Genomic DNA, 24,539 nt, shown 5'->3' with positions numbered 1-24,539 from the left:
TAATCAATATTGTCAAGGCTACCTGCTCTGTTTTTTAAGTAGACTGAAGTCAAAACCATAATTCGAAAAATATACTTAATTTTGCAGAATGTCAGTTCATAACAAACCAAAAGAAACAGATTAAAAGCAATGTTATGAAATTAACATCCGAAGAATTATTAGTAATTATTGATCCTCAAAAAGATTTTACGGCTAGTAATGGTGCTTACGCAAAAAGACATCCTGATAGTCGCAACATAGAAGAAGTGAAGTCCAGAATAAATCAATTAACAAAACTAGTCGATAAGAATAGGCTGGTAATTGTTTTTTCAAATTATCAAAAAGACCAATTCGGAACTGGATTATCAATGTGCATTGAAGGAACTGATGGTCATGAAATTGATATCGATTTTGATGCTAATTCTAAGCTAATCCCAAAAACGCAACATAGTTGCTTTTCGTCAGAAGATTTTAATAATTACCTAAAAACCAACAGCATTCGAACCCTTATTTTATGTGGTTTCCTAGCAGAATACTGTGTAAAACAAACCGCAATCGATGGACTTCAAAATGGGTACAACATATCGCTGCTAAAGGAATACATAGGAACTGGAAATGATGTACAACATAGAAAACAAGAAATGCTACTCGATTTAGAAAACAGAGGAGTGACAATAATTGAGAATATCTTCGATTAAGTAATTATTTTATAAAACATGCAAGTTTTACCTCCAAAGGAATTATCACCTTATATCAAACACTATCTTTTTTTAGAAAATAAAGGTAATGATACTCAGAAGCTCCGTTTGTTTTCTGATGGTAATACTGGTGTTGTGTTCTCTTTGAAAAGTAAACTTATTTCTGGCTTCAGCAATTATGAAGCACAAAATTACTTACCAAGCTCTTTTTTGTACGGACAACTAAATGGTTTTAAAGACATTTATTCAGGCAGTGAAATGTCGATCGTTATTGTTGTTTTCCAACCTAACGGAATCAACCAATTATTAGGAATTACAAGTAGCGAACTGCGTGATACCATAATCACGATCGATGATATATTTGGCTTAGAAGGAATTGAACTTCAGGAAAAACTATCCGAACAAGCTACTATTCAGGAAAAACTAAGTCTTTTAAATCATTTTTTTAAAACGCTTGAAGCGAAAAAACCACTATCAAACCAATTGATTGCAGCGGCTTCATTAGATTTCATTATCAAAACCAAAGGACAGTTTTCGCTCAAACAATTAGTTGATTATACGGGTTATACTGAAAGACATATTGAAAGAAAATTTACAGAATGCGTGGGATTAAATCCAAAGAAATTTGGCAATATTGTGAAGATTCATGGCTTTTTAAAACTACTCAAAAACAAATCAGAAGATACCAGTCTCACCACTATTTCTTATGACGCAGGATTCTCAGATCAATCTCATCTGATACGAGAATTCAAAAAACATACCGGAATGACTCCCAGAGAATATTTGTATAATGCCGGAAAACTAACCAATAACTTTATAGAAACTCTTCCTGCGAAAGCAATTTAATAATGCTGTCATCTACAATTAAACACGAATTTCACTAATTAACACGAATTTCGTTTGTAGAATTAATTTCACCAATCAAATCATTTATTTAGAATTTGTGCAAATTCGTGAAATTCGTGTTCAAACTATTTTAACCTATTTATATTCCATGATTTGTTTCAAAATGTCGGTTTTATACAATTTGTAAAGTATCGCCAACACTATTTTTGTCTAAAATTAATAGTGTACAATTATGAAAAAACTAAAAATAGCCACTGCTCAGTTTGAGAATAAAAGCGGCGATAAAAACTATAATTTATCTGTAATCGAGAAACTTTCGCAAAAAGCATCTGGTGAAGGTTGTGATGTAATTGCATTTCACGAATGCTCTATAACCGGATATACATTTGCAAAGCATTTATCGAAAGAACAAATGCTGAACCTGGCAGAAGTCATCCCAAACGGAGAAAGCGTCTTAAAACTTACAGAAATAGCCAAAAACAATGACATAGTTATATTAGCAGGGCTTTTTGAAAAAGATGAGAATGATAATTTATTCAAAGCCTATGTTTGCGTAGATAAAAATGGTTTGGTTGCCAAATACCGAAAACTGCATCCGTTTATAAATCCTTACCTAACACCTGGAGATCGTTATTGCATCTTTGAAATCAAGGGATGGAAATGTGGAATCTTGATTTGCTACGACAACAACATCATCGAAAACGTACGTGCAACAACACTTTTGGGTGCTAATATTATTTTTATGCCACACGTAACGATGTGTACTCCTTCTACCCGACCTGGCGCAGGTTTTGTTGCACCTCAACTTTGGGAGAATCGCGAAGCCGATCCAACTTCGTTACGATTGGAATTTGACGGAATGAAAGGTCGTGATTGGTTAATGAAATGGTTGCCTGCAAGAGCATACGACAATGCTATTTATGCCGTTTTCTCCAATCCAATTGGTATGGACGATGACCAATTGAAAAATGGATGTTCTATGATTATTGACCCTTTTGGAGATGTAATTGCCGAATGCCGTTCTTTTGATGACTCATTTACAACAGCAATCATTACTCCCGAAAAATGCATTCAAGCTGGAGGGAATCGCTACATAAAAGCTAGAAGACCAGAATTATACCGAGATATTATCGGGCAAGAACATAAATCGGAACAAAATGTAGTTTGGCTTAACACCGACGAAAAAAGTAAAAACTAATAATTTTACAGGCTTATAGCAAATGAAAGATTTATCTTTGAGGAATTGATTAATCTACAGAATAAAACACTACAATGGAATTTTTTAAAACTACAAATGAAGATATTGATGCCGTTTTCGATATCTATAATGAAGCTACATCTTATCAAAAAACAGTCAATAATAAAAGCTGGAGAGGTTTTGAAAAAGCACTAATAGAAAAAGAAATCGCCGAAGACCGACATTTTATAATCAAAGACGAAGGTGAAGTTGCTTGTACATTTGTACTTACTTTTAATGATTTGATTATCTGGAAAGAAGCGGCTCAAGATCCTGCAGTATATCTTCATCGTATTGCTACTAACCCTAAATTTAGAGGTCGTTCTTATGTTACAAAAATCATAGAGTGGGTAAAAATATATGCCAAAGAAAATGGTAAATCGTATATAAGACTAGACACGCATAGCGGAAACGAAAGAATAAACAAATACTACACAAGTTGTGGTTTTGAATACAAAGGAATCAGCACAATAGAATGGACAAACGAATTACCGGAACATTACAAAGAAGGTTCTTTTAGCTTATTTGAGATTAAATTGTAGTTTAAAATTATATCATTATTGAGAATATGAATACGCATAAAGATTTTGAAGTTGGTCAATGGGTTAAATCCTATGCAAAAGGGATTCATCGAATTGAGAAATTTGTTCCTATTGAGTTTGAAGAATATCATTTTTTCGTTCGTGCTATAACAAAAGATAAGATTGGAACTCTAGATGAACCTTTTGTAATACTGAAACGTCTTTTTAATTCAAAATTCAAGAAACAAGTAGGAACCGACTTTTGCTCAAGTACCTTTTTGAAACCAATATCTGCAGAAGAAAAAGCCAATATTGAGGAACAATTAAAGCTAAATCCAAAATTCATAACTGATTTGGACAAGTACAGCATTTCAAAATTTGAATCGAGATATGGATTAAACATCCATATTTCAGAAGAAACAAAATCTATTCTTCCAGAACTGGCTTCGTTTATAAGAGAAGGAGGCAAAACCTTTACAGAAATATTCGAATGGCTAGACAATAAAAACTGTAAAGACCTTTTGGACAACAGAAGTAGTTTAGGCAATACAGATCGTTCCCATTATCTGCAATTTATAAATTGGAGCTACGAAACGAAAGATAACAAACTCCTGTTTACAGATTTACTTGCCTTTACGCCTAACTTTGAAAAAATTGATTTAGGATAGACTTCTATGTTATAACATAAACAAAAATACTGCATTTAAAAATTGATGGATTGTGTTTTAATTAATCATCTGAAAAACTGTATTTTTGCATACATAATGAAAACCGTATCTTACAAAAACAAGTCTGTTTTTACTAAAATATATTTTCCTTTAAGAATTTTAAATATCTTTGATTTATGAGCACAACAACCAAACCATATCATATAGGGCGAAAAATAAGCCGTATTCGTGAACTTAAAGACATGAAACAAGAAGCTCTTGCGCAGGCTTTGGGAACAAATCAGCAAGCAATTTCGGTTCTGGAAAACAGCGAAAACATAGACGAAGAGAAACTGAAAGAAGTTGCAAAAGCTCTTGGAGTATCTGTTGAAGCAATTAAAAATTTTACAGAAGAAAATGTGATTAATTATTTCAATAACATTTATGATAATGAAATTAATGGAAGTATTGTTGCTCCACAATCTAGTCATTGTAATTTCAATCCATTAGATAAACTAATGGAAGTTTATGAAGAGAAAGAAAAGCTTTATGAACGTTTGCTACAATCTGAAAAAGACAAAAATGAATATTTGGAGAAATTATTAAAAGAGAAATAAATATCCTTTTAAAAACATACGTTTATACCAAAAGAGATCTCAAATTTGAGATCTCTTTTTTGTTTTAAGATTACAGTTGAGAAATGATTTTATCCTTTAAAAAACAGATAAACTTAATCATTAAAAAAAGTATCAATAAAATTTAAAAACTTACCTAAAATAGTATCTCCAACAGTGGCTCGTTGTAAAATAGAAGGTTGATTTTCTAAAAGCGAAACTACTTCTTGTTTTGTTGGAATACGCTGTGAGAACAAATAATCCTCAGTTAATTTTCTTAGCTTATCGGCATTTAATTTTTCATCGGCTACAAATTGATCAAAAGCTTTTTTCTGCTCTATTATCATAAAAGAATTATACCCTTCTTCAATATTAGAATCGTCTATTAAGGGTAGATTTTCTTCAATAAAACGCTCAATTAATTCTCGCTTGCTTCGCAATTTTACATCGCCGGAAACCATATCCAGAATTTCTTTTTGTTTGCGCTGTTTTTCTTCAAATGTTATTCCTTTTAATTTTGCTAATAATAAAAGGATATAAGATACCGTAATGTCATCGCGATGAATTAATTCTAATTCAAAATCGACTTCATTTAAAATAGAAGTTTTTACCTTTTTCCCTTTGTCTGATAATTCTAAATATTTTGATTTATACTCATTAAACTCTTGCTCATCTAAATCAATATCTTCAAAACTAAAATCTACAAATGAGGCAATAATATTTTTTAATCGAATGATTTCTCTAAAAGCCTTTACAAATTCCAGCTCTTCATCTTCTGTATATAAATCATCTACAGACTCATACGTTGGCACAATACTTTTTAATTTATCATAGGCTTCATTTATTTCTTCTACATATTTTTCATAAGGTTGCAGAATAATAATTTCTTTAGCATTTTTATCCGAAAACAAAGCAATTGCATCATCCGTTGCTTTCTTCAAATTTCTAAAAACCACAATATTTCCCTGTGATTTTTTATCTCCCAGTATTCTGTTGGTTCTGGAATAAGCCTGAATTAAACCGTGGTATTTTAAATTTTTATCTACAAATAATGTATTTAATGATTTACTATCAAAACCAGTTAAAAACATATTTACTACAAAAAGTAAATCAATTTGCTTGGCACGTACTCGTTGCGCAATATCTTTATAATAACAATAGAATGATTCACTGTCTTTTGTACTGTAATTTGTTCTAAAAGTCTGGTTATAATCTGTAATGTAACTTTCGAGTTTATCTCTTTTATGATAAGAATTATAATCATCTCTATTATCATTATCGGCTACCAGATTAAAATCTTGTTCGTCAAAGTCGGTTACATCACTTATCATTTCATCATTGGCACCAAAACTAAAGATTGTTGCTGTTCTTAAGTTGTGTTTCCCTTCTTCTTTTAGTTTTAAAAACAAGTCATAATACTTAATCAGCATATCTACACTGCTTACACAAAACATAGCTGTAAACGTCTTATTTTGTGTTTTAACGGGATGTTGCTGAATAATGTAGTTTGCTATTTTTTCGATACGATCTTTACTTTCCAGTAATTCCTGTGTATCAATTGCTTCTACATCAATATCTATTTCATTTTGAGAATCTTGTTTCTCTTTATATTTCCCTACATATTCTACAGAAAATCGCAATACATTTTCGTCCTTAATCGCATCTGTAATTACATAACTATGCAGTTGTTCTCCAAACAAACTTGCCGTAGTTTGGTTTTGTTTGTTTTTAGATAATGCATTTTCAACAAAAATTGGCGTTCCTGTAAAACCAAACATTTGATAATTATCAAAATACTGCGTGATTTTTTTGTGCGTATCACCAAACTGACTGCGATGACATTCATCAAAAATAAAGACAATCTTTTTATCTTTTAGATTATCCATCGTTTTCAGGTGATGCTCACGAGTAATCGCATTATACAATTTTTGTATTGTTGTAACAATTAACTTATTGTTGTTGTCATTAAACTGACGAACCAAGTTTTTAGTATTGTTTGTAGGATCAATACAATCGGGTTTAAAAGCATTGAACTCTTTTGCTGTCTGATAATCTAAATCTTGTCTGTCTACACAAAAAACAACTTTATCTACTTTTGGTAACTGCGATAATATCTGGCTTGCTTTAAATGAAGTCAACGTTTTTCCTGATCCTGTAGTATGCCAGATATAACCATTTTTATTAGTATTTTTAACTCTATCAATAATACGCTCTACTGCATAAAACTGATACGGTCGCAAAACCATCAGCATTTTATCGGTATCATGCAAAACGATATATTTGGTAATCATTTTAGACAAATGACATTTCTCCAGAAATACATTTGCAAAATCCTCTAGTTTAGAAACACGTTTGTTATTATCGTCTGTCCAATAAAACGTTTGTTTAAAATCTGGTTTCTTGTTCCCAAAATTGCTGAAATATTTGGTATTTACCCCGTTACTGATAATAAACAATTGCACAAAATTAAATAATCCTGTATTTGCCGAAAAGGAATGTTTCTGATAACGATCTATCTGATTGTAGGCTTCTTTTAACTCAAGTCCGGTTTTCTTTAATTCTATTTGTACCAAAGGTAAACCGTTTATCAAAATCGTAACATCATAACGATTTTTATACGTTCCTTCAACCGTAATTTGATTGGTTACCTGATATTCGTTCTGGCACCAGAAATCCATATTCAGGAATTCGATATATACCAATTCATTAGCTTCATTACGAAAAGCAAATTTATCCCGAAGCAATAATGCCTTCTCAAAAACATTATTAGACTTGGTTAAATGATTTAAAATCTGCTTAAAATCACTATCCGAAAACACTTTGTTATTGTGTTTCTCTAATTGTTTTTTAAGATTAACCAATAAATCTGCTTCATTCATAACGGTTACTCGATCATAACCATTTGAAGTTAATTGATTGATTAAATTCTGTTCTAAAATTAATTCGGATTGTGATGTCATTATTTATCAGAATATTTAATCATAGCTTGAGCAAAATTATTATAAGATCTAAGTTCTCCAGAATCTATTGCCATAGAAATACCACCCAAAAGAGTATAACCTTCTTTAATTTTCTCCAAAACCTTAAATTCAACTAATTCCTTAGATTCAAAAGTTATTATAATGTAATCTACTATTTTCTTGTTTTCCATATTTTTTTTTAAACAAACATTTGCTGTAATAACCCTTTTTTATATTCCTGCGTATCTTCTATTTGCGTTGCTACCAAAGCGATTTTTTTATCTATTGAAGAAAGAAAATTGGCAATTTTGGTTTGTTCTAAAATTGATGGAAGTGAAAATTTAAATTCATTAAAGAAATTTGATTTACTGATACGTACTCTACCAGAACCACTAGAAAGGTTTAATAATTTTATTTGATTCTCTTTAAATAAAATCAAGGACATAAAAAAATAATTACTAAAATATAAATTTTCTCTAATCCAACAGACATCAACACTTGTAATATAATCTCCTTCCTTATCCAATAAACAACAATACAAATTACTATCAACCATTCTGTTAATCAACAAATCTCCCTTTTTTAACAACGTCCCCTTTAATTCATTAAATTTCAATAAAGATATACTTTTTAAGTTTTTATCTACATAATTACCAAATCCAATATTACCTAATTGTATTAGTTTATATTTCCCACCTATTGATAAATCCTTCGACAAAATCCAATCTCCATCTCCATGAATTAAATCTTTAAAATCACCTAAGACTTTCTCTTCCCAATCCTCAAAATTGTTCCCATTATCATCCTTAAATCGAATCTCCTGATTAAAGATTTTCTGCATCATTCCTTTTTTGTATTCTTCTAAAAGAGCTTTTTTTTCTTTTAATAAAATGATTTTTTCATCTATTGAAGAAAGGAAATTGGCGATTTTAGTTTGTTCGTGTAAAGAAGGGAGCAGAATTGGCATATCAAAAATCATTTCTCTTCTAACGGAATCGACTGAATTTTTTGCATTCATTCTTGTTATCCTTCTTAAGAAATTTTCTGAAAAATAATGAAATACAAATTGCCCATAAACATCATCTTTGAATTTATTTAAACAATATACTCTTTGATGAAAATCAAATTTCCCATTTATATAATGAAAATTTTTTCCGACACCAACTCCATCTCCAGAAGTTAAAATCGCCTCACCATTATATGAATACGAATTTATTCTTTCAACTGTTTGAGAACGAACAAAAAATGGATATTTTCCATCATCGATTTTGTTTTGCGTGTCTTTATTCCCCGTTGTTAAATTACAAACATCTCCTATTATTTTAGATCTTAATTCCCCATCAAACTCAGGAAACCGTAATTTTGGCTGTAAAATTTGTTCTGCAGTCATTAGTTAAGTTTTTTAAGGTTTATATTTCCTAATAATGACTTTATTTGCGTTATAGCAATAGCATTCAACTGCTGTAACCGTTGGCTTTGCATAACTCCCTGATGTATTAACATGGCATTAATACTTTCGATATTACTAAGTACAACCAATTGTTCTATTGTTGCTTCGTCCCTAATATTTCCTTTTGCACTTGGGTTCTCTATCCTCCATTGTTTGGCTGTTTTTCCAAACAGGGCCACATTTAGCAAGTCTGCCTCATCGGCATATACAAAATTTATTTTTTCTTTGGTAAGTAATTGAGGGATGAGATTCTCTTTTATAGCATCTGTATGTATCTTGTAATTTACTTTTGCCAAAGTTCGTTGCAAATTCCATGTTAGATTTAACCTTTCGTTTTCGTCTTCTTTAAGTCTTTGAAATTCTTTTACTAATAATAATTGAAACTTAGCACTTATCCACATTCCAAAATGAAAAGCGATATCTTTATGTCCATAAGTCCCTCCATATCGCCCAGCGGTTGCAGTAAGCCCTATTGCTCCAGTGCTCTTAATCCAATGTTTTACTGAAAGCACAAAATTATTACTACCAGCTTCATTTTTAATTATACCGAATTCGGTATAATTAAAATCTGGATTATATAGTGCTTCCCATTCGCCAAGATATTCAATTGTACTCTTAAGACTCAGCCATTTTATAATTACAACTTCTTGCAATTGGCTGTGTGCCATATCTGTTAAGGAAATATATTCGTCCTTTCCATCCTTTGACAAAATAGTTATTTGGGTTCCTGCAACAATTATACTTTTACTTTTTGCCATTCTATTATTTTTTTATAAAACTATTATTACTCCTATGAGCTTAATAATTATAACTTTATCATATCTAAAAAAAAAATCAATAACCAGAAATCGTAATGTACAAAATTTACACATTGCCTTTTCCGTCTAATTCACCCTCCTTAAAAACATTTGCAATATGTTTAGTAACAACAGTTTTGTCTTTACCATTTGTGCTTGTGTAAGCCAAACAGTATCATTTTCTAATCGTGTTTAAATTTTCGTTAAACCACCGGTTGTACTGTATATTATGAATTCACTTTTCGTCATTTTTAATAATTAAAAAGGTGTTTTTATATTCAGTTCTGCGCAAAAAGAAGCAATTGTACTATCAACTGTTTCCATTTTGCCATCAATACTTTGCAATTGCTCAGCTATAACATTTATATCAATACTTACAGCCTCTTCAAACGTATTTACATAACGAGGAATATTCAGGTTGTAATCGTTAGCTTTTACTTGCTCAAGAGTGGCAACATTAGAGTATTTCTCTATTACTTCTCGCGATTGGTAAGTAGCTACAATTTTATTAATATGTTCGTCTCGCAGTACGTTTTGGTTTTTAACTTTTTCAAAATCGTTACTGGCATCTATAAATAAAATATCATCGGGATTTTCTTTGCATTTTTTAAATACCAAAATACAAGTCGGGATGCTCGTACCGTAAAACAAATTGGCAGGCAAACCAATAATTGCATCTATATAATTGCGCTCTTCTATTAAAAACTTTCGGATATGACCTTCGGCGGCACCACGAAACAAAACACCATGAGGTGCAATGCACGCCATGATTCCGTTATCGTCAAGATGGTGCACCATATGTTGTATAAAAGCAAAATCGGCTTTGGTTCCGGGCGCTAATCTTCCGTATTGCGAGAAACGTTCTTCGTTAGAGAATAGTGGGTTGGCACTCCACTTTGCCGAGAATGGCGGGTTGGCAACAATGGCTTCAAATTTTAATCCTTCGTGTTGTGGACGCTCAAGTGTATCTTCATGTTTAATATCGAATTTATGATAATTTACATCGTGCAGAATCATATTCATTCGAGCCAAATTGTAAGTTGTACGGTTTTGTTCCTGTCCGTAAAAATGTCCTACATCATCAACTTCTTTTGCTACGCGAAGCAATAATGATCCACTACCACAAGTTGGGTCGTAAACCGATTTTAGCTTACTTTTTTTGGTCGTTACAATTTTTGCTAAAATACTTGAAACCTGTTGTGGCGTATAAAATTCTCCTGCTTTTTGTCCAGCTCCAGCGGCAAATTGCGCAATAAGATATTCGTATGCATCACCAAGGACATCACCTTCGGTATTATCCAAATCAAAATCAATGGCATCAAGAGCGGTTAATATCTTTACGATAACATCGTTCCTGTCTTTTGTAGTTCGCCCAATTTTGGTAGAGTTTAAATCAATATCATAAAAAAGCTGGTCAAAATCGTCCTGACTCTCAGAACCCATCGTACTTTTTTCGATACTGCTTAAAACATTAGCTAAATCTTCGAGTATAAAAGTGCTTTGTATTTGTTCTTCATCCTCTTCATTAATTACTTTAGCATTTCCTTTTTTTGCCAAATTACTAAATAGTTCAGATGGTTTTAAAAAATAGCCTAAAGCGTCAACAGTTGAACTTTTTAATGCCTCTAAATACATTTTTCCCTGCTCACTGTTTTCATCAATTTCGGCAAAAATCAAATTGTCAGGTTGTAGAAATTCATTTGCCTTTTTCTCCAGTTTTTCTGAGAGGTATTTGTAAAAAATAAAACCTAATATATAATCCTGAAATTGATTGGCACTAATTTTTCCACGTAAAATGTTGGCAATATCCCAAAGTTTTTGCTCAAGAAGTTTCTTTTGGTCGTCTGACATTATAATTTATAATTTGATAATTGGAGAAAGTTAATAAAAAACCCCGAAATAAATAAATTTCGAGGTTCAGATATTATTTTGAAATTTGCAGAGAGGATGGGATTCGAACCCACGATATGTTGCCATATACACGCTTTCCAAGCGTGCGCCTTCAGCCACTCGGCCACCTCTCTATTATAGGATTGCAAATAACATGAAAAAAACTGAGCTATTAAAATAAAATCAACTAATCCTTACATACTTTTCCTAAATTCTTCTACAAACAGTTTTACTGCCTTTTTTTGATACGCTCCTCCGATAGTAAGCATAAACGAATCTCTCTTGGTAGCCACTCCCGTTATCTGGATTGCTTTAAGGTTATCCCAGCCTTTTAGTGCTTTTTCAGTAACTACAGTCGCCCAATGACCCCCTTCAACCAATCGAAATAAGGCATGAATTGCATTTAACTCTATAGAAACTCTAGGTTTCATATTATTCTTTATAAACAATTCATCCAAAAACTCTCTTGAATTAAACCCCCTTGCTGGTAAAATAAGCGGTAGCTTTTCTATTTCTTTAAAAGCAATTGTATCTAAACTTGCGAGTTCATGCGATTTAGCAACAGCCATAATTAAATCAGAAGTAAACAAAGGGACTTTATGAAATGGCTCTTCTATTTCATATGAAGAAATTAATAAAACTAAATCCAGCTCATTATTCAATAATTTTTTCTGCATGGGTTCTGTAGTCCCATATTCAACCACAATTTTTAAATTCGGGTAGGTTCTCGCAAATAAATTGACAATTGGCAAAACCAAAAGACCAAAAATATAAGTAACCCCAATTCGGAGTTCTCCCCCGATCATTTCATTCAAATCATCAATCGCTTGCTTCCCACTCTGAACGTTTTCTATTACTTGTTTGGCATGGATCAAAAAAACGCCCCCAGCTTCGGTGAGTTGCACTTTTTTACCAATCCTAGCAAACAAAGGCATTCCGAGTTCTTCTTCGAGTTTTTTTATTTGCTGTGACAAGCCCGATTGGGTTACAAAACACAATTCGGCAGCTTTTGTAAAATGAAGTACTTCTGCTGTTTTAATAAAATAGTGCAATTGATAGATTTCCATATTGATAAGTTTTACTACTTAGTATCAGTAAAATTATTAATTTTTCTAATGAAATCATAATTCCGAACTTTGTAAAAAAATATTCAGCATCATGTTTAAAGCATTAAAATCAAAAAACTTCAAACTATTCTTTTACGGACAATCAGTGTCTGTGATTGGTACATGGTTGCAAAAAACGGCCGTAAGTTGGATGGTTTATAGCATTACAGGTTCTGTTTTTCTATTAGGGCTAACTACTTTTTTAAGCATGATTCCTTCTTTGTTTCTTGCTCCTTTGGCCGGAAGCATCATTGGCCGTTACGACAGACACCGCAGTATAATTATCTTACAATCTTTGGCAATGTTTCAGGCTGGTGCATTGGCTCTGCTCATTTATCTCAAAATATATAACATCAACTTTATTTTAGCATTGAGTCTTTTCCAGGGAATCATAAATGCATTTGATATGACCTGCAGGCAAACAATGATGATTGACATCGTTGACAATAAAGAAGATTTACCAAATGCTGTAGCGCTAAACTCTACCCTTAATAATTTTGCCCGAATTGCTGGTCCTGCCTTAGCGGGAATTATTTTACATCAATATGGCGAAGACATCTGTTTTATTGGAAACTTCCTGAGTTATATTCCAGTTATTATTTCTTTATTAATGATGAAAATTACCCCTCACATTAAAGCAACGGATAAACTTAAAATGCTTGAAGACTTTATTGAAGGCTGGGATTATGTAAAAAAAGAAAAAGAAATGGCAAGAATGCTTTTAATGCTAATGTGCAGTAGTTTGTTTGTTATCTCTTTCAATACGTTAATGCCTGTTTTTGCAAAAGATATCTTTAGTGGTAACGCTGAAACTTTTAGTTGGTTCGAAAGTGCTGCTGGTATAGGTTCTATTGTTTCGGCTATTTACCTAGCCAATTTAAAAACAGCAAAAAATATGAATAAAATAATGATTGCTGCCAGTCTTTTAATGGGCTTTAGTATTATTATTTTGGCCTATTCAAACAGTTTAACAATAGCTCTTATTTGCATGGGGTTAAGTGGCGTTGGAATGATGGCACAAACCTCATCGATAAACATATACATCCAAACGCAAAGCACCGTTAATATGCGTTCGAGAAGCATTAGTTATTATCTTATGGCCTATCAAGGAATGATTCCTGTGGGAAGTTTAATAATTGGTTATGTATCACACACATTAGGAGTACGCCACACAGTTGCAATACAAGGAATAGTATGTATTATCTCAGTAATTGTTTATGTGTATTACAAAAAAGTTAGTTCTCAAGAAGAGTTTGAAACTTGCGAGGTTCGTTATAAGAATTAATAAATTCCTATTTTTTAAAGCCAAAAAGAAAGCACAGCTTAAACCAGATAAGTGATATAAGAAAATATAAGTCTAGCATAAATAACCTGAGCCGAAATCCTAATTATCGACAAACTTGTCATTTCGACGAAAGGAGAAATCTTAGCAAGTAACTCGACAAAGATTGGCGATTATGATAACGGAGTTTCTCATGAAGATTTCTCCTTTCGTCGAAATGACAATATTAGGAAAGAAGTTCATTAAAATGAACTTAATCATTTATATGTTCAACTGAATTTAAAGAGAAATCTCACCGCGTAATGCCGTTTCAAAAATGGTTTTAAAGTTTTCGGCTTCAATTTCATGTCCCAACAAATACATTAGTTTTGTAATTGCTGCTTCGGTTGTAATATCTTTTCCTGAGATAATACCAAGTTGTTTAAGCTCAGTACTTGTTTCATATTGTCCCATATTCACACTTCCGCCTGAACACTGCGTTACGTTTACGATATGTATACCTGATTGAATTGCCTTTTTAATGGCATTCAGAAACCAGTCTTCTGTTGGTGCATTTCCAGATCCATAGGTTTCCAGAACAATTCCTTTTAAACCTGGGATTGTTAGTATTCCTGCAAAAACAATTTCGCTCATTCCCGGAAACATTTTTATGATAGCAACATGATTGTCTAGCTTTTTGTGAACAATCAGTTTAGCATCTGTTTTTATAGGAAGAAACAAATGTCTGTTTAATTTTAAGTGAACTCCAGATTCTACTAATTCAGGATAATTTGGAGCTGTAAAAGCTTTAAAATGCTCTGCATTTACTTTAGAAGTTCTGTTACCACGGTACAATTTGTATTCAAAATACAAACAAACTTCATTAATTACTGGCTTCCCATTTTCCTGAAGTGAAGCAATCTGAATCGCCGTGATTAGATTTTCTTTCGCATCCGTTCGCAAATCTCCAATTGGCAGTTGCGATCCAGTAAAAATAACTGGTTTTGCTAAGTTTTCGAGCATAAAACTCAATGCTGATGCTGAATAGGACATGGTATCCGAACCGTGCAAAACTACAAATCCATCAAAAAAATTGTAATTATCTTCGATAATCGTGGCGATTTCTGTCCACTTATCCGGATTCATATTCGATGAATCAATAGGATTGTCATATGAAACCGTTTCGATTTCACAATCCAATTGTTTTAGCTCTGGAATTTTTTGCAATAATTTATTAAAGTTGAAGGCTTTGAGCGCTCCAGTCTCAAAATCTTTACTCATACCGATAGTTCCTCCGGTATAAATTAAAAGTATTTTGGCTTTAGATGGCATCTTCGTATTTTAATTTATTGACAACTGGATTGGCATACATTGACAAAATTCCTTGTACTGCAATTGGATTATCGCTACCAATACGCATTTCTAAACGTCTTTCAAATAATGATTTTTCACTTTCTTTATACAAATGCGAAAACTTATCTGTCTTATTCAGAATATCGTACGCAATATAATTTGTTGGCCATAATTTATAGTTTTTCAATATCGAATCGTCTATAGCCTGTGCCAGTGCTTGAATTTGCTTATTTGCGTTGTCATTTTCTGCTGCGATCTGATCAATTTCTTTATCCAGAACATCCCCAACAGAAATATGTATTCTTTTTTTAGTTCCCATGATACCACTTAAAATGGTCATGAAATCTTCATTTTTTTCTTTAATGTAAATCTCGTTATTAGCTTCTGCCATTAACTGTGGCATTTTTAACGCATCCGTCGGGTCATATTCGTATGAAATAGATACAGGAACTATTTTCATTTTCTTGAAATAATCCATCAGGTTTGCTTCATCCGATCCCATTCCTAGCATTTTTAAAACACCTGGATTCGTAGCATCATTACCGTCTTTAGTTCTTCCTTCACGCTGTGCAATCCAAACAGAACGGTTTTCGCGGAACAATAAATGTCCGATATACTCCGCCAATAACTTTGAACTTTGCAACATTTCACGAGGTGAAAGTCCACGCAGAACCAAGAAATTACGATTTAATTTAGCTAGTATGTTTAAAAATGATTTTTTAACTAAATTATCTCCAATTGCTGAAGCGGTCATTACTAAACCATGCTCAAATAAGCAAACATTTAATAATGTGGTATCTAAAAGTATGTCTCTATGATTAGAAACAAATAAATAAGAAGTGTTTTTTTCAAGTTTCTCGAATCCGGAAGTCGTTAATCCTTCTGAGCTTCTTTCTAGAACTTTTTGAATTGTCTGATAAATAAAATTGCATTGAAAATCACGAATAGAGTGAGTTCTCTTCAATTGTTCCTTCCAAACTTCGTCTTCTAACTCTGGAAATGAAAAGTTCATCATAGCTTTCATCATCGGATGATTTGCCACACCATGAAGGGCTTCATTTACTTCTGAATCATAAAACGGTCGAATCGCATCAAATTTCTGCATTATTAATATCTATATTTAAGTGGACAAATGAACAAAAAAAAAATTAAAGTATCATATGTTCTAAGTTAAATCCCAAAAACGTCTTTTGAGTTTTGGGTTGTTATTGTTGCTATTTCTTCTTCGGAAACATCATATATATCGGCTAATTTCGACACAACGTTCACCAGATAACTACTTTCGTTTCGCTTGCCGCGAAAAGGAATTGGTGCTAAATAAGGCGAATCAGTTTCTAACACTATATGTTTTAAATCGATCTGATTAAGGAATTGATCGATTTTTCCGTTTTTAAATGTTACTACACCACCGATTCCGAGTTTCATATTATAAGATATCGCTTGCAATGCTTGCTCATGAGTTCCTGTAAAGCAATGAAAAATACCAAATAAATCAGCTGATTTTTCTGCTTCTAAGATCTCAAAAATTTCATCGAAAGCATCCCTGCAATGAATCACGATTGGCAATTTATATTGTTTTGCCCATTGAATCTGTGTTCTAAAAGCAATTTGTTGCTCCTTAAGATGTGTTTTATCCCAATACAAATCGATTCCGATTTCTCCAACTGCATAAAATTTTCGTTTTGCTAATTCGGTTTCTACATGCTTTAGCTCATCAAGATAATTATCTTTCACGTAAGTGGGATGCAAACCCATCATTAAGAATACATTATCTGGATATTTCTGCTCCAAATCATACATTGGTTGTGTAGAAGCAGCATCAATTGCAGGAATAAAAAAACGAGAAACACCTGCATCGATTGCTCTTTGAATCATCTGATCGCGGTCTTGATCAAATTCTTCTGAGTATAAATGGGTATGTGTATCAGTAATAATTGTATTTGGATTCAATTTTATAATTTTAAAAGCCCAAAATTACGACAATAATAAAAACTTTCCCAATTTGATTACAATTACTAAAAAAGAGACAGAATTTATCACTTTACTATTTACTTATCATTGCTTTAGATAAAATATTGCTTTTCTGATAACGGAAAAACTAAGTCTATTTTCCCGTTTCAACAAACAACAAAGCACGATCAAGAACCTCATCTTTTCCTTGCTGAATCCCTAAAATCGTAGGCTTAACTTCTATATCTGGAACAATTCCTATTCTTTGTGTCTGACGTTTATCGGGATAATAAACCCCAATTCCTGAAAATAGCGTATGAAATCCCTTATAGTCAAAATGACTTACATTCCCATCGGCACCAGCAGTTTGACTTCCAATAATAGTCGTATTACCAGCTGTTTGAAAACACATTGCTGTCCATTCGGACTGACTCACAGATTTTTCGTTAAGCAATACAATTACTTTTCCCTTATAATTATCTTTATTTTCAAAACCACTAGAAGATCCCCCGCTCCATCTATACCTACCAGGATAACTCAAATCTGGACGAGTATATATTGCAAATTGCTTTTTCTGAGGATTCAAAAATTTTGAAATTTCCTCATAAGTACCATTAGGATAATTTCTCATATCAAAAATAATAGCTTTAGTAGGTTTGAGCATTTCAATCATATCTGGAATATGTCTAATTTTTATAATCCCCATATCGACATAACCAATATTATTCTCTAAAACTTTAAATTTATCTTTCTTTTTTTGAGCCCCTTTTTTAAATTCATTCCTATGAGAATCATGATAATCAAACCAAGTCATTGTTTTAGTTGTGTACTTTCCATCTTTTAAAAACTCAACTTTAACAGTATCCAAATTATTCATCAAGATTACCTTTACCAATTTATCTAGATACGACGCTTCATTTGACGCACAAATTAAATCCCTATTCTCTGCTATATACTCTTTAATACTTTTATCATTTACTTTGGTAATTACATCCCCAATTTTTATATCATCCGCTTGTGCTAAACTATCTCCTAAAATTTCTGTAACAACTATTTTTTCTTCAATTATCTTCCCATCAGCTGGAAAATAAGTTTTAATATTAGAATTTGACGAAGATTGATAGGTAACAAATTCAACATGACTATCGTCCAGTTTACTCACTACTTTTCTCATTGCAGTAAAAAAACTACTTGCATCTTTTGCAATGATGACATTAGGTACTGCTTTTTCTAAAACTGTTTCCCATTTCTCACCCATTTGATATTTATAAGGAAAAAAGTATTCAATTAGATTCCAATACATAAACAACATTCGGAGCTTTGAATTTGTATCATTGAAATCTGGATTCAGATAACTTTCATTTTTCAAGGTAACATTCCCTACATGTTCTGCTCCATCAATATAAAACTGAACTCCTTGGAATCTATTTACCTCAATAAATTGCAACTTTTTTGAAAGTTTTTTCGAAAACAGTTTATTGGTGTTTATCCATGATAAATCAAAATTTTTATCAAAATACTCAACAGCTGTTGCAGGAGTAATTGGCGCAATCGATGGTACTTCGCCTAATGAATCAATCCAGTTTTCTATTACTAACGAAAATTCTTCTTTTGTTTGTGCTTTGTCAATTTTTGGTAAGACTTCAAGAAGTTGATTGTCCCAATTAAAATCACCATTGGCTACTTTTGGGTGGTAATATTTTAAAAAGCCCCATACTTTACAAGTGGCAGCTAATTTTTCGGTTTCGGTAATTTTGGTTTGACTAAAAATGGTATGTGAGAAAACAAGAAGAAGAAATAGGGTAATTTTTTGCATTCAGTAAAAAGATTTAAATTATAAATAGTTTGAGGTTAGGGTATTTGCAAAATCGAATTTAGAAATTAAAATCATAACTTGATTATAATCATAAAAAAAAGCAACAAAGAATGTTGCTTTTTTTTCTATTTATCATTGTTTTACACACCCCTTGTCAGACTGAGTATCTCGAAAATATTATGGCAAATGATACGCAGATTAAACGGATTTTCTATTCGTAATCTTGTCTCGTCCCAATATTGTCAAACTGAGCGAAACCGAAGTTCCGCAAGTAACACTACAAAAAAATTCGCAAAGTATCTTAACTCTTTGCGAATCCTTGTGTAAACTCTTTTTCTATTTAGTAAAAAACTTCTTAATCCAATTCGTTCAAGAGTTCTTGTACATCATCATAGCCTTCATAATCTTGAGAAATTGTCTCCAAAATTTCTTTACACGATTGGTAATCTTTCTGTTTTAATTTGCTCAAAGCAAGATTCCATAGTGCTTTGTCTTTATATACAGATGTTCCCATTTTTAATTCGTTAAAGACCGTTTCGGCTTTCTGAAACTCATTTTCTTGTAATAATGCAACACCATAAAAATATTGAACTTCAGGTGTTTTTATTCCTTTTAGAGTTTCCTCAAAAAGAGGAATTGCTTCTTTATACTTTCTTGCATTAAATGCGATTTCAGCTTGTTTTAAAGTAATATTTAAATCCCCTCTTTCGGTAAAAGAAGCTTGCTCAGGATGATTAAAATCTTCAAAAGTAGGGTTCGAATCATAATTGAAAAAGAACAAACCAATTAAAACGGCCACAGAAGCAGCTACTGCATAATACCAAGGCTTTAAGGATACTGCTTTGGATTTTTTCTTCTTTTTATTAAAATGAGAATTCGAAATCTGAGTTAGATTTTCTTTAAACTCTTCTCTTTCTTTTTTATAACCAAATTTGGTTTCCAAATGAAGATTTACCGTTTTAAAAGCCTCAAATGCCGAAGCAAATTCTGGATTTTCAGCTAATTGTTTTTCAAAACTATTTTTTTCTTCAACAGTCATCTCTCCCTGAAGATATTGATCGAATAATATATAGCGTTCTTCGTTCATGGCTACTTGTTTTTTAGAGATTTAAAGTTTTTACTTTCCTGAATCCACTCGGTTAACTGACCAATACAAAGCGATTTTTTTTTGCGAACATAGCCGTAAGTAACATTTAGTTTCTCGGCCACTTCTTCCATCGATTTTATCGTAAAGCTTAACTTTAGCAACTCTTGACATTTGTCTCCTAATTTCTGAAACATAGTGTCAAACAATTGCTGTTTTTCTTCAAATTCTTCGGCTTGATCAACCAATTCGTGTGCAGATTCATTTATAGATGCTGCATCTTCGTTAATTGTTACCCCTTTATTCGATGTTTTTTTTAGTTCATTCAACCACTTTCTTTTACACAACAAAAAAAAGTAAGCATCAAATGGGCAAGTCAATTGTAAGACATTGGCTTTAGCCTGATTAAAAAGCAAAATCATTATTTCCTGAACTACATCTTGCGCCTGATCTCTATCACCAGAATTATTCATTACATATGAAACCACTTTAGGAACAAACTTCTTATAGATGGATTCTATAACTGCCGAATCATTTGCAGCAAGCCCTTCAATATATATTTGATCTACATGAATTTTAGATTGGCTCATAAAATGACTTTTTAATTAGCTAATGTAAAAAAAATCTAAAAACAAATTCCACATAAATGGGTAACAATTGCAAAATCAAGTTGATATACAAAAACAAGAGTCTTTTAAAACAATTAAAAAATTAAGAGAAATGGAAAGTTATCAATTTATAAACAATAAGAATTTAGAGCAATTTCATAAGATGCTTTCTACCAAAATCCAAAATGGTTTTGTCATTATTGAGCATAACGAAAAATTACCATATGTCGTTTTATCCAAAAAGAAAAAAGAAATCGATCATTCTTTACAGCTCTTTCTTACTTGCACCACACTCGGCTTTTGGTCGATCATTTGGTTGTATCAAATCATTACACTTTCTAAGAAAAAAAACATTCTGGTTGCCTTAGATGAAGATGGCAATCTCTTTGAAGAAAAATGTCTTTTAAAATAAAACCAAAAACTAGGGTAACAAATTATTACCCCAAAACATCTATTACTATAACAACCATTAAAACTAGAAATCATGAACACAAATTTTAAAACAATCGGACTTTTATTCTTAGCAATAATCACTTTTGCAAGTTGCGACAATAGCGACAACAACGACAGCAATATTGTTATTCCTCCATCTGGAGTAGCATTTAAAAGCATCAGCGAAAAAGGACTTAAAAAAAATACACAAAACTTTACCATCACAGCAGGAACAGGAGTTGTAACACTTACTTCTGCCAAAGGAGTAAAACTAAGCATTAACGGAGATTGCCTTACCAAAAACGGAAATCCTGTAACTGGAGTAGTTGATATCGAATACGTAGAACTTTTTGACAAAGGCAATATGCTTATCTCCAACAAACCTACTATGGGAGTTATGCCCGACGGAAAGAAAAATTTATTAATCTCAGGCGGAGAATTCTTTATTAAAGCTACACAAAGTGGCGTTGAGCTTAAAACAACTTGTTATATGGATTTAGTTGTTCCTACAAGCTTAACTGGCGGAGTAGATAATTTAATGACTTTTTGGAAAGGCGCAATCGATGATAAAGGAGAATTAGCATGGGAACAACCTAAACCAGATGCTGCTGGAAATGGGGGTAAAGATGGAGTTCAGGCAGAAGGAGGTAATTATTATGTACATTTCGGAAGCTTTGGCTGGACAAACGTAGACCGTTTTTACAGTGACCCAAGACCTAAAACTACACTATTGGTAAAAGCTCCAGAAGGATACACCAACATAAATAGTGCAGTTTATCTATCTTACGATGGTGAAGGAACAAATGCACTTGCAAAACTAGACACTTATACGCCTGCCGGATTATTCAGCGAACACTACGGACAAATACCTATCGGACTTGCCTGTCACGTAATTTTTGTTACCGAAGATAATGGCCAATGGCGTTACGCTATCAAAGCAGTCACAGTTGCTGCCAATGATGTTTATACTTTTACTCTTAGCCAAACAACTGTCGGCACCGAAGCCCAGCTGATAGCGGCAATCAATGCTATTCAGTAACTTACAAAATACTTTTTAAGAAAAAGTGGTGATTTGCTCATCACTTTTTTTTACATTTAATCCAGTTTAAAACTTATTCTGATAATTTCAAGAAGCTAATCCTGCTTCCCGATAACTATCGGGACGTATAATCTTTTCCTTCCTAAAGAAGTCAGAAAAAGGATTTCCACTGCTATCAGGGCTAAAAAACAATAGTTATGAAACCACTATCATCTATTTTCTTTATTCTATTTTCTATTCTCTCAATAGGACAAACCAAAGTAAAAGATACTATAACCCGAAGAGCCATCATTGGTTACAATCAAAACGGAAATCTGGTAAGTTTCAAACCCGAAACTCCGCCATTAATCCCTATTGCTGGAGCACCAAAACCAAGCTATTCTTATTTATGGGAACTTGGCGATGGTCATTACAGCAAACAAGCTGAGCCCAAACATGTTTATAAAAACAAAGGAACATATACCACGAGACTTGCCGTAACTAACAATTATGATAACGGAAAACCTCCCGCAACACGACCTAAAAAAGTTGCCATTAATGATATTACCGATAACAGCTACAAAGATATTGCTTCGATAGCTGATCAAAATGGATTTGCAATCCTAAAAAATTGTGACCCAATTCCAGATCAGGAAATGGTAGTTGTAGTAAGCTACCAAAATCTGGAAAACTATGTTTCTAGCGGAAAACTCTATCTTTTTTACAACGAAAAACAATTCAAAGACAATAATTTCCAATTGGTCGATTTTCGAACCTACGCTGGCGAACGCGAGATAAAAGAAAACACAATCGCTTCAGTTAATGATCTTGATAATACCAGCACTTATTTGGCTTCAGTCGAAAATAATATTAAAACCAAAAAATACCGAAACACAACCACCGAAGAAGATCTTGACGCATCATTACTAGACGCAAATAAAACCTATCATAATGTTTCTGTTTTAGAATTTGACGATGCCAACCCGAGTGAAACCCGAAATGTATTTTACACTTTTAAGACCACTCCCGAAATGATTAAAGATACCAGCGCAACTGTAACCATGCGAGGCATATTTGTACCAAATCGAAGCTATAAAAATCATAAAATAAAAAACCTCGAAATGGAAATTGTGACTTCTCACGACCCAAACAAAATGGGCTCCAACGGAAGTTTTATGAATTACAGATTAGTACGTTTTAAAAGAGTCAATTTTAAAACACGCTTCCAAAACAATGGCGAAGGCCCAGCAAGAATGATTCGACTCGAAACGGACATTCCTGATATGTTTGACAAAAAAACATTTCAGATAGAAGATATGTATCCAAAATGTCCTATTTGCCCCAAAGATGAAATTCCTACCACAAGTTGTTTAGATACAATCATAAAGAAAAACCAGATATTCTTTACTTTCAAAAACATTTATTTACCCGGAAGCGAACAAAAAAATGTAAAAGAAAAAGATAGTACCAAAGGTTTTGTAAAATACTCTATGAAGTTTGGTGATGACTTTCATAAAGTAAAAACCCGAAGCCGAACCGCCATAATATTCGACAAGAATGAGCCTATTATTACCAATTATGCCACTACCCGATTCCTGCCCGGAATATCTATTGGTGCTAAAGCTGGTTATAATTTATATCCTGATTTAGACAAATCAACGAGTTACTTTGTAGGCGCAACTATTTCACCTTTTAAATCCTATCGATTTTATTGGCAAGTCGAATGGCTCAACGCGATAAACAAATACGAAAGCGGCACCACAATACGAGAAGGAATTGGGATAAATCCGAATGGAATGAAACAATTTCAACGCATAACAAATAGTACCGAAAACAAAAATATCAATTGGGAAGTTCCTATACTTATTCGGTATAACATTAATAATTACATAGGAGTTGGAGCAGGTTTACAAGCCAACATCAATGTTTCCGAAGAACAGAATCAAACCATAAAAACAGAAAGTTTTGAAGGAGGAACCGATCAGTTCTTAATGGACGCCAAAACGGAATCAAACACAATAAAAAACTCATTCACAGGATTTAAAACAGGCATCTTATTTGATTTAACGGCAGGTTTTGCCCGAATTGGTCCTAGTTTAGGCGCCCGTTATGTGATAAACTTTGAGCAGAATTTTAATTATTTTCAGTTTTATGGGATTTGGAAGTTTTAGTTATTACACTAAGCTGCACAAAGAAAAAGAAGATACGCTAAGTTTCTAAATATCAAACTTTTATTTTCTTTGCGAAAAAGCTTTGCGAACCTTTGCGAAAC

The 24,539-nt window shown here is 32.6% G+C and carries 22 protein-coding genes and 1 tRNA gene; 10 read left to right on the top strand and 13 right to left on the bottom strand.

What is annotated here, in order from left to right; translation table 11 throughout:
* Window positions 1-134 precede the first annotated feature (134 nt).
* The 6 genes from LPB87_RS08380 to LPB87_RS08355 all read left to right on the top strand — a co-directional run bounded on the left by LPB87_RS08380 (window position 135) and on the right by LPB87_RS08355 (window position 4,545).
* The gene (locus LPB87_RS08380) at window positions 135-677 is read left to right on the top strand and encodes an isochorismatase family cysteine hydrolase (protein WP_230605669.1); all 543 of its coding nucleotides are present in this window, start codon (window positions 135-137) and stop codon (window positions 675-677) included.
* 18 nt (window positions 678-695) lie between these two features.
* A complete protein-coding gene (locus LPB87_RS08375; protein ID WP_230605668.1) occupies window positions 696-1,523 on the top strand; it encodes a helix-turn-helix domain-containing protein in 828 nt (275 codons plus the stop codon).
* A gap of 232 nt (window positions 1,524-1,755) precedes the next feature.
* Window positions 1,756-2,721, top strand: a complete 966-nt coding sequence (locus LPB87_RS08370) for a nitrilase family protein (RefSeq protein ID WP_230605666.1) — start codon at window positions 1,756-1,758, stop codon at window positions 2,719-2,721.
* Window positions 2,722-2,795: 74 nt separating this feature from the next.
* Window positions 2,796-3,302, top strand: a complete 507-nt coding sequence (locus tag LPB87_RS08365) for a GNAT family N-acetyltransferase (RefSeq protein WP_129540106.1) — start codon at window positions 2,796-2,798, stop codon at window positions 3,300-3,302.
* Window positions 3,303-3,328: 26 nt separating this feature from the next.
* Window positions 3,329-3,949: a hypothetical protein gene (locus tag LPB87_RS08360; RefSeq protein ID WP_230605664.1), complete on the top strand. Its 621-nt coding sequence runs from the start codon at window positions 3,329-3,331 to the stop codon at window positions 3,947-3,949.
* Window positions 3,950-4,125: 176 nt separating this feature from the next.
* Complete coding sequence (locus tag LPB87_RS08355) at window positions 4,126-4,545, top strand: helix-turn-helix transcriptional regulator (protein WP_230605662.1); 420 nt, start codon at window positions 4,126-4,128, stop codon at window positions 4,543-4,545.
* 113 nt (window positions 4,546-4,658) lie between these two features.
* Here LPB87_RS08355 and LPB87_RS08350 read toward each other — a convergent pair whose 3' ends face one another.
* The 7 genes from LPB87_RS08350 to LPB87_RS08320 all read right to left on the bottom strand — a co-directional run bounded on the left by LPB87_RS08350 (window position 4,659) and on the right by LPB87_RS08320 (window position 12,706).
* A complete protein-coding gene (locus tag LPB87_RS08350) occupies window positions 4,659-7,502 on the bottom strand; it encodes a type I restriction endonuclease subunit R (RefSeq protein ID WP_230605661.1) in 2,844 nt (947 codons plus the stop codon).
* Window positions 7,502-7,693, bottom strand: coding sequence for a DUF1737 domain-containing protein (locus LPB87_RS08345; protein ID WP_230605660.1), 192 nt, complete (start codon window positions 7,691-7,693; stop codon window positions 7,502-7,504). The genes LPB87_RS08350 and LPB87_RS08345 overlap by 1 nt, the downstream gene beginning before the upstream one ends.
* 8 nt (window positions 7,694-7,701) lie before the next feature.
* A complete protein-coding gene (locus LPB87_RS08340; RefSeq protein WP_230605658.1) occupies window positions 7,702-8,892 on the bottom strand; it encodes a restriction endonuclease subunit S in 1,191 nt (396 codons plus the stop codon).
* Window positions 8,892-9,710 carry a KilA-N domain-containing protein gene (locus LPB87_RS08335; RefSeq protein WP_230605657.1) on the bottom strand — a complete coding sequence of 273 codons (819 nt, stop codon included), beginning with the start codon at window positions 9,708-9,710 and terminating at the stop codon, window positions 8,892-8,894. The genes LPB87_RS08340 and LPB87_RS08335 overlap by 1 nt, the downstream gene beginning before the upstream one ends.
* Before the next feature lie 297 nt (window positions 9,711-10,007).
* On the bottom strand, window positions 10,008-11,600 hold the full coding sequence (locus LPB87_RS08330; protein ID WP_230605656.1) for a type I restriction-modification system subunit M: 1,593 nt from the start codon (window positions 11,598-11,600) through the stop codon (window positions 10,008-10,010).
* Window positions 11,601-11,688: 88 nt separating this feature from the next.
* Window positions 11,689-11,773: transfer RNA gene (locus LPB87_RS08325), tRNA-Ser, on the bottom strand.
* A 60-nt stretch (window positions 11,774-11,833) separates the two neighbouring features.
* Window positions 11,834-12,706 (bottom strand): LysR substrate-binding domain-containing protein, encoded by an 873-nt coding sequence (locus LPB87_RS08320; protein ID WP_230605655.1) that lies wholly within the window; start codon window positions 12,704-12,706, stop codon window positions 11,834-11,836.
* Between the two features lie 91 nt (window positions 12,707-12,797).
* On the opposite strand from LPB87_RS08320, the gene LPB87_RS08315 reads away from it, so the two are divergent.
* Window positions 12,798-14,030, top strand: coding sequence for an MFS transporter (locus LPB87_RS08315; RefSeq protein ID WP_230605654.1), 1,233 nt, complete (start codon window positions 12,798-12,800; stop codon window positions 14,028-14,030).
* Window positions 14,031-14,306: 276 nt separating this feature from the next.
* Here the strand turns inward: LPB87_RS08315 and LPB87_RS08310 are convergent, their stop codons facing one another.
* From LPB87_RS08310 to LPB87_RS08285, 6 genes are all read right to left on the bottom strand, one after another.
* Window positions 14,307-15,338, bottom strand: a complete 1,032-nt coding sequence (locus LPB87_RS08310; protein WP_230605653.1) for an asparaginase — start codon at window positions 15,336-15,338, stop codon at window positions 14,307-14,309.
* On the bottom strand, window positions 15,328-16,464 hold the full coding sequence (locus tag LPB87_RS08305) for a 1-acyl-sn-glycerol-3-phosphate acyltransferase (protein ID WP_230605651.1): 1,137 nt from the start codon (window positions 16,462-16,464) through the stop codon (window positions 15,328-15,330). The genes LPB87_RS08310 and LPB87_RS08305 overlap by 11 nt, the downstream gene beginning before the upstream one ends.
* A 65-nt stretch (window positions 16,465-16,529) precedes the next feature.
* The gene (locus tag LPB87_RS08300) at window positions 16,530-17,309 is read right to left on the bottom strand and encodes a TatD family hydrolase (protein WP_230605650.1); all 780 of its coding nucleotides are present in this window, start codon (window positions 17,307-17,309) and stop codon (window positions 16,530-16,532) included.
* A gap of 154 nt (window positions 17,310-17,463) precedes the next feature.
* Window positions 17,464-19,125: a S41 family peptidase gene (locus LPB87_RS08295; RefSeq protein ID WP_230605648.1), complete on the bottom strand. Its 1,662-nt coding sequence runs from the start codon at window positions 19,123-19,125 to the stop codon at window positions 17,464-17,466.
* 355 nt (window positions 19,126-19,480) lie between these two features.
* Complete coding sequence (locus LPB87_RS08290) at window positions 19,481-20,212, bottom strand: tetratricopeptide repeat protein (protein ID WP_230605646.1); 732 nt, start codon at window positions 20,210-20,212, stop codon at window positions 19,481-19,483.
* Between the two features lie 2 nt (window positions 20,213-20,214).
* Window positions 20,215-20,799 carry a sigma-70 family RNA polymerase sigma factor gene (locus LPB87_RS08285; protein WP_230605645.1) on the bottom strand — a complete coding sequence of 195 codons (585 nt, stop codon included), beginning with the start codon at window positions 20,797-20,799 and terminating at the stop codon, window positions 20,215-20,217.
* Between the two features lie 130 nt (window positions 20,800-20,929).
* Here LPB87_RS08285 and LPB87_RS08280 point away from each other — a divergent pair, with 130 nt between their 5' ends.
* The 3 genes from LPB87_RS08280 to LPB87_RS08270 all read left to right on the top strand — a co-directional run bounded on the left by LPB87_RS08280 (window position 20,930) and on the right by LPB87_RS08270 (window position 24,438).
* Window positions 20,930-21,229, top strand: coding sequence for a hypothetical protein (locus LPB87_RS08280; RefSeq protein ID WP_230605643.1), 300 nt, complete (start codon window positions 20,930-20,932; stop codon window positions 21,227-21,229).
* A 72-nt stretch (window positions 21,230-21,301) separates the two neighbouring features.
* A complete protein-coding gene (locus tag LPB87_RS08275; RefSeq protein WP_230605642.1) occupies window positions 21,302-22,288 on the top strand; it encodes a hypothetical protein in 987 nt (328 codons plus the stop codon).
* Between the two features lie 197 nt (window positions 22,289-22,485).
* Entirely contained in the window at window positions 22,486-24,438 is a 1,953-nt protein-coding gene (locus LPB87_RS08270) for a PKD domain-containing protein (RefSeq protein ID WP_230605641.1), read from the top strand.
* Window positions 24,439-24,539 lie beyond the last annotated feature (101 nt).

The organism is Flavobacterium sp. EDS (genome assembly GCF_020991525.1).
In the GTDB taxonomy this organism is placed as follows: domain Bacteria; phylum Bacteroidota; class Bacteroidia; order Flavobacteriales; family Flavobacteriaceae; genus Flavobacterium.
The sequence above is the reverse complement of the archived record's forward strand: the minus strand, read 5'-3'. Positions and strand labels throughout refer to the sequence as shown.